Consider the following 12,575-nt stretch of genomic DNA (forward strand, 5'->3'; position numbering starts at 1 on the left):
GCTATAACTGCGTTAAATTTTAAAACGATAGCTCTGCTATCCTTTGAAAATTTGCCTTGTTCTACCTCAAAAATAACCTATAAACATTTTTACAATACAAATACAGGCTCTAACAAAAAACCTGAAAAAGGTGGTATTGTTTAAATAGCATTCTTGTACCAGCGAGGAAAAAACCAAATTAATAGTTTTTCATCAGATTTTAAATCTTATTTAGTAATCAGATTTCTCTTAAAAAAAGTTTAAAAATTTCAAAAAAATAAGTATATTTGGAATTGTACATTTAAAAAACAATGATATGAAAAAAATAATTATTCTGTCTGCGGCCGCGATGCTGGCCGGAAGTGTTTATGCAGGAGGATATCGTATCAGTATGCAAGGACAAAGACAGTTGGCAATGGGGCACACCGGAGTCGCTGTTATCAACGGCAACGCTGAAAGTATTTTCTTCAATCCTGCCAATGGAGTTTTTCTGGAAAACCGGTTCAGTTTCTCAGCCGGAGCATCGGCTTTGTTTGCTAATACGAAGTTTCAGAACTCTACTTATAACTGGACAAACAGTTCCGAAAATTTAGGAACACCTGCGTACTTTTATGCTAATTACAAAATTTCTGACCGTTTTGCTGTCGGATTAGCCGTTTACACGCCTTATGGTAGTGCGGTGGACTGGGATACCGACTGGCAGGGTTCGCATTTGGTAAACAACATCGACCTCAAAGCATTTTTCATTCAGCCTACTGTTTCTTACATGGTTAATGATTATGTAAGTATCGGAGCCGGATTGATTTATGTTAATGGCGGCGTAGAGTTCAACAGAAACCTGTCCAGAAGCATGACTGACGACCAAGGTAACCGCTCTGATGTTACCCTTGATGCCAAAGGCGTTACTGCCTGGGGATACAATGTGGGATTAACCGCCCGGTTAGACGACTATGTTACTTTTGGGGTTAATTATCGCTCTCATATAGATATGGAAGTTGAAAACGGCGAAGCTACATTCTCGGATTTGCCTGATTTTCTGAAACCTACTTATGAAGGAACAACTTTTTCAGCAAGTATGCCTTTACCTGCCGAGCTGACTTTCGGTTTTTCTTACCAAATCAATGAACAATGGCTGGCAGCAGTCGAGATGAATCATACTTATTGGAATAAATATGAGTCATTGGATATTGAATTCAGTAACGGAACAAGTTCAGTTAACCCGAGAAGGTATAAAAATTCTAATACATATCGTGCCGGAGTGCAATACACGCCGAGCGAAAAACTATCTCTCAGAGTAGGAGGGTATTACGACGAAACACCCGTTCGGAGTGGTTATTTTGCACCGGAAACACCAAGAAACAACTCTTTAGCAGGTACATTAGGATTTACTTATAACATTACGCCGAAATTGGGTGTAGATGTATCGGCATTGTTCATTCACTTTGATGAATTTGAAGGACATTATGACCATTATATCGAAGATGGATTGCCAGTGTCGTTCGGAGGAACATACCGTTCGGCGGTTGGCTCTGTTGGATTGGGATTATCGTATAATTTTTAAAATTTTGAGAGATGAAAAATAAATTTATATATCTGTCTGTATTAGCTCTCGGATTAGTTGCCTGTGAGCCTGAGTTTGACAACGAATTAACACCCGACTCATACAGCAGTGGCGAAGCTGATTTTACGACTTATGTGGCGATAGGAAACTCGTTAACTGCCGGATACATGGACGGTACCATGTTCAGAAGCGGACAGCAGAACTCATTCCCTAATTTGCTGGCACAACAATTCAGTGTAGTTGGCGGAGGCGAATTTACACAGCCTTCTTATGCCGATGATGTAAATGATTTGGGAGGGCTATTGCTTGGTGGACAGCCTATTCAGGGCTTTCCAACCCGTATGGCAATATTGATGACGGCTGATGGTTCAGGACCGGTTAATTTAGCCGGAACATCTTCTATCGAAGTGAGTGATTTGCAACAAACGGCATACAATAATATGGGTGTTCCCGGAGCGAAATCATTCCATTTGGTTGCACCGGGTTATGGTAACATCGCCAATTTAGCTACCGGGCGAGCCAACCCGTATTTTGTCAGACACGCTACTTCGCCTGACGCATCGGTTTTGTCAGATGCTTTGAGTATGAATCCGACATTTTTTACCAACTGGATTGGTAACAACGATGTGTTGTCTTACGCCACGTCGGGTGGAACAGGTGTTAATCAGGAAGGAAATATTGACGTAACAACTTACGGTGGCAATGATATTACCGACCCGCAGGTATTTGCATCGGTATATTCTACCCTTATAGATGGATTAACAGCTAACGGAGCGAAAGGAGTTGTAATGACTATTCCTTCTGTTACTTCAATTCCGTATTTTACAACTGTACCGTACAATCCGCTGACAGCAGAACAGCTTGGCGGCGATGCGGTAATTGATATGCTTAACGCTCAGTTGGGGCAATTAAAACAAGTGTTGGCAGTATTCGGCGAAGGCGACCGCTTGCAGTTGTTTTCCAAAACAGCCGCCAATCCGGTGTTGATTAAAGACGAAACACTAACTGATTTGTCACAACAGATTACTGCGGTATTGCTATCATTGCCTGATGCTGGTTTTTCTCAGGAAGAAGCCACGGCGATAGGGACTATATTCGGACAGGCACGACATGCAACAGCAGATGATTTGTTTACTTTAACAGCAAGTGGAGTAATTGGGCAAACGAGCTTGGTCTTGCCTAATCCTTTTAATATCATGGGAGTTACTTATCCGTTAGATGATATGTATGTGTTGATTCCGGCAGAACAAGCGGAAATCAGTACGGCAACTACGCAATTCAATCAGATAATAAGAAGTATTGCCGCATCGAAAAACTTAGCTGTAGCTGATATGAACGATATTTTAAATCAACTGGTTTCCGGGATACGGGCGACAGATGGTCAGATTTATACTGCTGATTATTTCAGTGGTGTAGGAAATATGAACAGAGTTTTGTTCTCTTTGGACGGTGTTCACCCGAATGCCAGAGGATATGCTTTTGTGACCAATGAAATCATTAAGGTAATAAACAGGCATTATAAAGCACATTTGCCTTTGGTAAACGTAGCTGAATATCCGGGACCGAAAATTGTAACTTCAAATAATTAGATATGAGATTTATTATAAATTTACTGATTACGGCATTGGTCGTTTTCGGATTGGCACATCTTCTGCCAGGTGTCAGCGTAGATAGTTATATCACTTCGTTGTGGGTAGTGGTGGCTCTCGTGCTGCTCAACCTGATTGTTAAACCGATTTTGCAGATATTGACATTTCCTATCACTATTCTCACGTTAGGTTTGTTTCTCTTTGTCATCAACGCAGTAATTATCATGTTGTGTGATTACTTTGTGGGCGGATTTAACGTAGAGAATTTCTGGTATGCTTTGCTGTTTAGTCTGGTGCTTTCTTTGGTAGAGTCCGTTATCGGCGGAATGCTTACCGAATAACATTCACTAAGCGTAGCATAATCAATCGATTAAAAAATTGGTTGGCTTGTAAAAATATCTTAATTTTGCAAGCCAATTTTATTATGTAAATATCAAACAATGAATATCACAAAAAATAATGTAGATGCATTAAATGCAATTGTTACGATTGATGTAACCCGAGATGATTTCCAAAATAACGTAGAGGAAGTGCTTAAAAACTATAAAAAAAACGCTTCAATCCCGGGATTCAGAAAAGGACAAGTGCCGATGTCTTTAATCAAAAAGCAGTATGAAACAGCTGTAATGATTGACGAAATCAATAAATTACTTCAGGAAAAACTCAGCGAATATATCCAGGAAGAAAAACTTGACATATTAGGAAATCCACTACCGGTAGCAAAAGATATAGACTGGAATTCAGATACTTTTTCTTTCGATTTTGAATTAGGTTTGGCACCGGAATTTGACGTTGATTTGTCTGCAAAAAATGACATCGTAAGATATGAAATCGAAGCTGACGAGGAAATGTTGAATGAGCAAGTGGAATATATCCAGAAACAATACGGCAAAGAAGTACACAAAGAAAACGTGGACGAAGACGATGATATTACCGTAAAAGTAAGCAATGAAGAAGAAAACATCGAGAACACATATACTTTCAATGTGTCTGAAATCAGAACAAAAACCAATCAAAAGAAATTTATCGGTAAAAAAACAGGCGATACCGTAAAAATTTCAACCAAAGGTTTGTTTAAAGACGACCATAAGTTGATGGAAATGCTAAATGTGGATCACGATAAAGTTCACGGATTAGAAATCGACGTTGACTGCACGGTTGAAGATATCGTAAACAGAGAAAAAGCAGAACTAAACCAAGAGTTTTTCGACAGACTTTTCGGCGAAGGTAAAGTAACTTCGGAAGCTGAATTGAAAGAAAAAATCAAAGATGACGCCGAAAAACAGTTTGCTCAGCAAGCCGACCATAAATTTACTAATGATGTGGTGGAGTTTTTGGTAGCCAACACCAAAGTTGATTTGCCGGAAACTTTCCTGAAAAAATGGTTACAAACCGTAGGCGAAACCAAACTGGACGAACAACAAGCCGAAGAAGAATACAACAAATCAGAAAATGGATTGAAATACCAGCTGATTGAAGGTAAACTAATTAAAGATAACGAGTTGCAGGTAACGATTGAAGAAATAAAAAATCATGCAGCAGATTTAATCAAACAACAACTGGCACAATTCGGGCAAGCTGATATAGCTGAAGACGAAGTAAACAACATCGTTGGAAGAGTATTGACTAATCAGGAAGAAACACAAAGAATCTCTGAGCAGATAATGAACGAAAAAATGCTCAAATTGTTCTCTGATAACGTGAAAGCCAAAGCCAAAAAAGTAACTTACAAAGATTTTGTTAAGGAAGTATATGGCGAATAATTAAGTCAGAAAAAATAATTACCTTTGAACGTCAAATCACATTCGGTTTGACGTTTCTTTTATTTAAAAAACAAAATTATGGATTACGGAAAAGAATTTAAAGAATACGCAACTAAACATCACGGAATCAATAGTATGTACTACGACAAAATCGTATCAAGCATGACTCCGTATATTATCGAAGAACGCCCGATGAATATCGCCTCAATGGACGTTTTCTCTCGTTTAATGATGGACAGAATCATTTTTTTAGGCACAGGAGTTGACGACTATGTTGCCAATATCATTCAGGCACAGCTTTTGTTCCTGCAAAGTGTGGACAGTAATAAAGACATCAGCTTGTATATTAATTCACCGGGAGGGAGTGTTTATGCCGGATTAGGGATTTACGACACCATGCAGTTGGTTGAGCCGGACGTGGCGACTTTGTGTGCCGGAATGGCAGCGTCTATGGGAGCTGTTTTGTTGTGTGCAGGAGCTGAAGGAAAACGTTCTGCGTTGCCACATTCTCGTGTGATGATTCATCAACCGTCGGGTGGAGCACAAGGCGTGGCTACCGATATGGAAATCAACCTCAAAGAAATGTTGAAACTCAAAGAAGAATTATATCAAATCATCTCTCAGCATTCCGGACAGCCATACGACAAAGTGTTTAAGGATTCAGAAAGAGATTACTGGATGAGAGCCGATGAAGCCAAAGAATATGGTATGATTGATGAGGTTTTAGTGAGAAATAAGAAATCAGAATAGATGATGGATAACGAAGAATATGGTGGATGTTCATTTTGCGGAAGACCCAAAGCCGAGACGCAGATTTTAGTTGGTGGTATAGATGCCAATATCTGTGAGAGATGTATTGAACAAGCCCACCATATAGTATTAGAGGAAGCTGCACACCGTGGTGGAGAAAATCTGCAAGATGAATTATTGTTGAAAAAACCAATAGAAATCCGGGAATTTTTGGATAAATATGTGGTAGGACAAGACAAAACCAAAAAAGTATTGTCCGTAGCGGTATATAATCATTACAAAAGATTGTTGCAGCCGGAAGACAGAAATGATGTAGAAATCGAAAAAAGTAATATCATTGTTGTTGGACAAACCGGAACAGGTAAAACCTTGGTAGCGAAAACAATAGCAAAAATGCTTAATGTGCCTTTGGCTATCGTTGATGCAACCGTATTGACAGAAGCAGGTTATGTCGGCGAAGATGTGGAAGGTATTTTGACTAAACTTTTACAAGCCGCCGATTATGATGTGGAAAAAGCTGAAAAAGGAATTATTTTTATTGATGAGATAGATAAAATTGCCCGGAAAAGCGACAATCCGTCGATTACCAGAGATGTTAGCGGAGAAGGTGTGCAACAGGCATTACTGAAATTGCTGGAAGGGTCAATCGTGAATGTGCCGCCAAAAGGAGGTCGTAAACATCCTGACCAGAAATTTATTGAAGTAAATACGCAAAACGTCTTGTTTATTGCCGGTGGGGCGTTTGACGGTATTGAAAGAATCATTTCTAAAAGAATGAATTTCCAGGCAATCGGTTATGGTTCCGGGGAGGAAAAAGCGAATGTAGATAAAGAAAATCTTTTGCAATACGTTATTCCAAAAGATTTGAAAGATTTCGGATTGATTCCCGAAATTATTGGTCGTTTGCCGGTGCTTACCCACATGGATCCATTGGACCACAAAACCTTACGAATGATATTGACCGAACCGAAAAATGCTTTGGTAAAACAATACCAAAAACTTTTTGATATGGACGGTATCCGTTTGGAATTTACAGAAGACGCCTTGGATTATCTGGTAGATAAAGCCATGGAGTATAAACTCGGTGCACGAGGATTGCGTTCGTTGTGTGAAGCCGTACTGACCGATGCAATGTATGAATTGCCGGGCAGTGATATAGCTGAATTAACGGTGGACGAATTATATGCTAAAAATGCCATCGACAGAAATTTGAGTACGCAATTAGAGGCAGTAAGTGCATAGCATTCTTAAAAATTGGTAAATAAAAAAACCGGCAAGATTTTAAAATCTTGCCGGTTTTGTATTGACTGTGAATATATTATTGTTTACTCACTTTCACGGTTTGGATAGTTCCGTTGATGTTTACTTTCACAAAATAATTCCCTGTTGGCAATGCACTCATGTCAATTTGAGTAGTCGTTGCATTTACAGCTTTTGTGATTACGGTTTGACCGAGTGTATTAATAACCGCTACATCAGTAATTTCTTCATTATAAGAAATATGGAAGAAATCTTTGGTAGGATTAGGATAAACTTTGAATGCTTGTTTGTCAAAATCGTTAGCACTTGTGGTAAGTGTTACGGTAACTGCCAACGCATCATCACTTGTACAATCGCCTACAGTTTGTGTTACAAAATAAGTGGTGTTGTCCTCAGCCGGTGTGTCAGCCGGAAGTTCATTTTCTAAATCAGCATCAGCATACCAGGTAAAAATTGCATCTTCCTCGCCTGTAATAATTAAATCAGCCAATGTTTGTCCTTCGTCAAGTGTTTGCTCAGCATCTCCTGACGGAGCATCGAGGTCACAAGGTTCGACTTCGCTATATCCCGTCCATTCGATGTTGTCTAATGTTATTTGTGCTCCGGTTGCACGTATTTCTATAGTAAATTCTCCTTCAATATTGATATCGTTAACCTCAAAAGGATAAATAGTTGGATCTTCCCCACTTTCAAAGTTTAATACAAACTCGTCGCCAATAAGAACACCGTTAATAAGTAATTCCAAACCTCTCGCTCCGCCTCCGGTAAATGCTTTGCGTGTGTCAACAGAGAAATTTCCAATACCTCCCTGAATGGTTGCTGTTAAATTACCACCTTCGTTGTTATTTCTCAGCATTATACCTTCTTCGGTAATAGGGTAACTACCCTCGTCTCTCGCTTCGGTATATTCCCAAGTGATGCCGTCATTTCCTACAAAAGAACCGTCAGAATAACTGTTTCCTGGTAGTTCTGTAGCATTGTCAAAAGTTTCCAAACCTTGTGCAGATACTATCATGACAGATAGCAATGCAAAAAGCATACATGTAATCTTCTTCATAGTTATAAAATTTAATAGTTAGTGGTACAAAATTAATAAAAAAATTAATTAGATAATATGCTGTGGGGATTTTTTGAGGTTATTTTATTGTAAAGTAATTATTTTGTTTGTTGTTTTCCTACTTCAAATCCTGTTACCGCACGACTCAAGCGAACAGGCGAAGTAATCCTTTCGTGTGGTGGGGCATTGTATTACTTTAAAAAAAAGAGTATATTTACAAAACGGTCGTAGAAAAGACGTTTAACGAAGATCCAAAACAACCTCTAAAAATTTGTAAAACTTCATTAACAGATTAGATGAAAAATAGATGGATTATGAGATTATATATTTTACTGATTTTAATTGTATGTAACACAAATGTTTTTTCTCAAAAATTAGATATAAGATTTGATGAGGAGTGTCATAACGAAAATTCAGAAATATTATTAGATGTTATGGAAGATGTTTTGGGAGAAAAAAGAGTGAAAAAGATTGTCAAAAAAGGATATAAAATAGAGTTTATAGATCCAGATATAAATATTTTCAAATACCAAAGAGAGGTTAGAGCGTCTGTAACATTTGATGTGTTGGGTACGATTAAAGATGTTGAATTTAATGCTTATGACAATTTATTGACGAATAGAGATAAGAAAAAAATCTGGAATTATATATTAGAGAATCAAACACCGTTTAATATATGCTGGTATAATATGTACGAATTAAAAAAGCGTTTAAATGCAGGTATAGATATAAATACCATAAGAGAGGCATTCTATATTAGTTTGTATAGAAATGATTTAGGAAATAGTAGATATACGCTTGATATTGAATTCCCTGGACTTATAACCCAAGAATTCTATGATAAATATCTTTAAAGATTTGAAATATGAAAACTAGTTTTACAATCATAACATCACTATTTATTTTGTTAACGAGCTGTACCAAGTCAAAGAAAGAAGAATTAAAAGCTTATCTAACCAACGACTCTATATCAATGTGGGATATTACAATGAAAAGATTAGCCGTATTGAGTGACACTACATATTATCATCATTACTTTAGAAGTATTAGTTTTGGTGGAAATTTTGAATGTAATCAGTATGCTTATACAATATATGGAGATAGAATTATAGATTTTTTAGGGCCTAAACCCAATTATTTAGGCTTATGCAACAAATGGGAAATATTAAACGACTCCACAGTAAAACTCAATTGTAGAGATGTCTTCGTAGTAAAGGTAATTAGTAGAGACACGGTACATTTGATAGATACTTTAGGAGTAAAACAACACGAAATGTATAGAGTACAACCTCCATGGAATATTGACGAAGAGACTGTGAAAATAAGAGATCAAAAAGTGAAAAGTGGTGAATATTTAGATAAAAGAGTATATTAACAACGACAATACCCCAGCTATGTTGCTATCTGATGACCTCTAAAAAATAAATGCAAATTAATTTTTAAACGAATTACACCTATAATTATAATTATTTATGATACGGAAAGCTGTGTTATTAATCTCTTAAACCAGACTTCTGAAATCTGATTCCTACCGGCTATAAAGCTAAAATCCGTATCTTTGCTAAAATTACAATAATGAAAGGTGTTTTAATAGTCAATCTCGGCTCACCTGAGTCGCCTACGCCGGAAGCGGTCAAACCTTACTTGGAAGAATTTTTGATGGACAAACGCGTGATTGATCTTCCATATTGGTTGCGAGCTCTTATTGTGAAAGGAATTATACTAAGAACCCGCCCGGAGAAATCAGCGGCGGCATACCAAAAAATATGGTGGGACGAGGGTTCGCCGCTCATCGTTATCTCTGAAAGAACAGTACAAAAAATAAAACCGCAGGTGGAAATTCCGGTTGCTTTGGCGATGAGATACGGACAACCGTCTCTCAAAAAAGGACTGACAGAATTGTATCAAAAAGGTGTGACGGAAGTATTGCTTTTGCCGATGTATCCGCAATATGCCATGGCAACCACCGAAACCATCGAAGTGCTGGCACAGGAATTGGTTGGAAAATATTTCGTCGGAATGAAATTAGAATTTTTTCCACCTTTCTATAACAAACAAGGCTATATTGATTCATTGGCAGCCGTGATGCAACAGGGAATTGAAGGTTTTGACTATGACCATTTGTTATTTTCATACCACGGTGTTCCCGAACGCCATATTAAAAAAACCGACCCGACCAAAAGTCATAAAAAAATTATCGATGGCGAATATTGCTGTCAACCCGACACACCACCGGCTGAAAAATGTTATCGGACACATTGTTTTGAAACAACCAGACTGGTGGCGGAAAAATTACAGCTCAACCCTGATAAATACAGTATTTCGTTTCAATCCCGATTAGGAATGGATAAATGGCTCGAGCCGTTTACGTCTGATAGAGTAGAGGAATTAGCGAAAAACGGTGTGAAAAAAATAGCGGTCGTTACGCCTGCGTTCGTTGCGGATTGTATCGAAACTTTAGAAGAAATCGAAATGGAAGCAGGCAAAAGTTTTAAAGAAAACGGCGGTGAAGTTTTTAAGATGATTCCTTGTCTGAATGATGAAGAAATCTGGGTAAACACGCTTAGCGACTGGATTAACGACTGGACAAAAAAATAGAAAATGTACTTATATCTCAAAGCACTACATATCATATTTGTCGTTTGCTGGTTTGCCGGATTGTTTTATGTCGTTCGGCTGTTTGTGTATTATGCTGAAGCACAGGATAAGACCGAAATTGAAAAAAATATACTGAGCGACCAATACCGGTTGATGATAAAACGACTGTGGAGTATCATCACTTTTCCGTCAGCGATTCTGGCAACAATTTTCGGAGTTGGTATGCTTGTTGAAAACCCGTCTTTGCTGCAAATGCCGTGGATGCACGTCAAATTGTTGTTTGTGGTATTGCTGTGGATATACCATTTCAGGTGCCAACAGTTTGTCACGCAGATTAACCAAAACCAAATGCACAGGAAATCTTCTTTTTTCCGGGTTTGGAATGAAGGAGCGACTTTGATTTTATTTTCTGTAGTTTTTTTAGTAGTTTTAAAAAACGCAATCAACTGGATTTTTGGTGTGATAGGTTTATTATCTTTGTTTATCCTGTTGATGATAGGATACAAATGGTATAAACGCGTTCGGCTGCGAAAAAATAAAGATGAAAAGCATAAGTTTTAAAAATCCATCGCTAAAAGTCAGAATATTTCTTTCGATGATATTCCTGACGCTGATTTCGTCGGTGCTTATCGCATTGGTGGCGGTCTATCAGTTTGACAGCGAAGCCAAAACTTACCATCAACAGAATTTAGAGAGAAAAGAAACTGCGGTTAATGAGCATATTAATTTTGTGCTCAGTACGTCCAACACTGTGTTGAGTACAGACAAGCTGCCGTCGATTTTCCGTGATAAAATTCATGAGCTGGCAGCTATTCACAACACCCAGATTGATATTTATGATTTGAAAGGAAAGCTGTTGATTTCTTCCAAAGGAAATTTTAACAGCCGTCCCGTTTATCCCGCAGGAATTTCCCAAAATATACTTCGGATAATCGAATCAACACCGAGCAAACGCTTTGTGGATTTGAAGCTGATTGACGGCGTGCGACATCGTTCTACCTACAACTATATCCGCGACCCGCAGTTCAAACCGTTAGGGATTGTTAATCTGCCATACACCGAAGACACTACTTTTTATGACGAGGAAATGAAAGGTTTTCTGATAAGATTCAGCCAGATTTATCTTTTTGTATTCCTGCTGTCGATTGTAATTGCTTATTTTTTATCGACCTATATCACACGGACTTTGCAGATGATTAGCGAGCATTTACAACAGACACAAATCACAAGAAAGAATAAAAAAATCAAGGCAGAAGATGCCTCGCATGAAATATCTTCACTAATTGATTCTTACAACAAAATGGTTGATTTGCTGGAAGAAAGTGCGTCGAAACTGGCTCAGAGCGAACGGGAAAGTGCCTGGCGGGAAATGGCAAGGCAGGTGGCACACGAAATCAAAAATCCGCTTACACCAATGCGACTGACTGTGCAGAGTTTTCAACGGAAATTTAATCCCGCAGACCCTGAAATCCACGACAAAATCACTGATTTTTCCAAAACGTTGATTCAGCAAATCGATACGATGAGTTCGGTAGCGTCGGCATTTTCTAATTTTGCCTCCATGCCGGCTCAGAAGAATGAAACCCTGAATATTGTCGAGGTGGTTGAACTGGCATTGGAAATTTTCAATCAGGATTATATCCTTTTCGAGAGTGAGAAAGAAGAAATCATTACCACTTTTGACCAAGCACAGATTATCAGGGTAATTACCAATTTAGTTAAAAATGCGATGCAGGCAATTCCTGATTATGAGCCCTTTCCGAGTATTCGGGTACATTTGTATAGTGATGATAAACAGGTGGTTATTGAAGTGAAAGACAACGGAACGGGAATTCCGCCTGAAATTCAGGAAAAAATATTTGAACCTAAATTTACCACCAAAACCAGCGGTATGGGGCTTGGATTGGCAATGATTAAAAATATTGTGGAATCCTATCAGGGAAGTATTACCTTTGAAACTGTAAAAAATAAAGGAACAGTTTTTTATGTTCGATTACCAATAACTCAAAAATAACCAG

The 12,575-nt window shown here is 38.2% G+C and carries 12 protein-coding genes; 11 read left to right on the forward strand and 1 reads right to left on the reverse strand.

The genetic code is table 11. The annotated features are described in order from the left end of the window. The first annotated feature begins 295 nt into the window (after window positions 1-295). The 6 genes from CDL10_RS11075 to clpX all read left to right on the forward strand — a co-directional run bounded on the left by CDL10_RS11075 (window position 296) and on the right by clpX (window position 6,884). Window positions 296-1,540 (forward strand): OmpP1/FadL family transporter, encoded by a 1,245-nt coding sequence (locus CDL10_RS11075; RefSeq protein WP_100678740.1) that lies wholly within the window; start codon window positions 296-298, stop codon window positions 1,538-1,540. A gap of 11 nt (window positions 1,541-1,551) precedes the next feature. Next, a complete protein-coding gene (locus CDL10_RS11080; RefSeq protein ID WP_100678741.1) occupies window positions 1,552-3,129 on the forward strand; it encodes an SGNH/GDSL hydrolase family protein in 1,578 nt (525 codons plus the stop codon). Between the two features lie 2 nt (window positions 3,130-3,131). After that, window positions 3,132-3,470 (forward strand): phage holin family protein, encoded by a 339-nt coding sequence (locus CDL10_RS11085; protein ID WP_100678742.1) that lies wholly within the window; start codon window positions 3,132-3,134, stop codon window positions 3,468-3,470. A 99-nt stretch (window positions 3,471-3,569) separates the two neighbouring features. Continuing rightward, the gene (gene tig, locus CDL10_RS11090) at window positions 3,570-4,892 is read left to right on the forward strand and encodes a trigger factor (protein WP_100678743.1); all 1,323 of its coding nucleotides are present in this window, start codon (window positions 3,570-3,572) and stop codon (window positions 4,890-4,892) included. 78 nt (window positions 4,893-4,970) lie between these two features. After that, complete coding sequence (gene clpP, locus CDL10_RS11095) at window positions 4,971-5,642, forward strand: ATP-dependent Clp endopeptidase proteolytic subunit ClpP (RefSeq protein ID WP_100678744.1); 672 nt, start codon at window positions 4,971-4,973, stop codon at window positions 5,640-5,642. A gap of 3 nt (window positions 5,643-5,645) precedes the next feature. Next, window positions 5,646-6,884, forward strand: coding sequence for an ATP-dependent Clp protease ATP-binding subunit ClpX (gene clpX / locus CDL10_RS11100; RefSeq protein WP_100678786.1), 1,239 nt, complete (start codon window positions 5,646-5,648; stop codon window positions 6,882-6,884). 76 nt (window positions 6,885-6,960) lie between these two features. Here clpX and CDL10_RS11105 read toward each other — a convergent pair whose 3' ends face one another. Then, window positions 6,961-7,959: a T9SS type A sorting domain-containing protein gene (locus CDL10_RS11105; protein WP_100678745.1), complete on the reverse strand. Its 999-nt coding sequence runs from the start codon at window positions 7,957-7,959 to the stop codon at window positions 6,961-6,963. 314 nt (window positions 7,960-8,273) lie between these two features. Between CDL10_RS11105 and CDL10_RS11110 the strand changes: the two genes are divergently transcribed. The 5 genes from CDL10_RS11110 (at window position 8,274) to CDL10_RS11130 (ending at window position 12,571) form a co-directional block, all read left to right on the forward strand. After that, a complete protein-coding gene (locus CDL10_RS11110; RefSeq protein ID WP_133119494.1) occupies window positions 8,274-8,813 on the forward strand; it encodes a hypothetical protein in 540 nt (179 codons plus the stop codon). Between the two features lie 11 nt (window positions 8,814-8,824). Beyond that, window positions 8,825-9,334, forward strand: a complete 510-nt coding sequence (locus tag CDL10_RS11115) for a hypothetical protein (RefSeq protein ID WP_100678747.1) — start codon at window positions 8,825-8,827, stop codon at window positions 9,332-9,334. A 200-nt stretch (window positions 9,335-9,534) separates the two neighbouring features. Next, a complete protein-coding gene (gene hemH, locus CDL10_RS11120) occupies window positions 9,535-10,557 on the forward strand; it encodes a ferrochelatase (RefSeq protein WP_100678748.1) in 1,023 nt (340 codons plus the stop codon). A 3-nt stretch (window positions 10,558-10,560) separates the two neighbouring features. Further along, entirely contained in the window at window positions 10,561-11,118 is a 558-nt protein-coding gene (locus CDL10_RS11125; protein ID WP_100678749.1) for a CopD family protein, read from the forward strand. 34 nt (window positions 11,119-11,152) lie between these two features. Then, complete coding sequence (locus CDL10_RS11130) at window positions 11,153-12,571, forward strand: sensor histidine kinase (protein WP_100678750.1); 1,419 nt, start codon at window positions 11,153-11,155, stop codon at window positions 12,569-12,571. Window positions 12,572-12,575: the final 4 nt, after the last annotated feature.

This window comes from Avrilella dinanensis, from assembly GCF_002807015.1.
GTDB classification, from domain to species: domain Bacteria; phylum Bacteroidota; class Bacteroidia; order Flavobacteriales; family Flavobacteriaceae; genus Flavobacterium; species Flavobacterium dinanensis.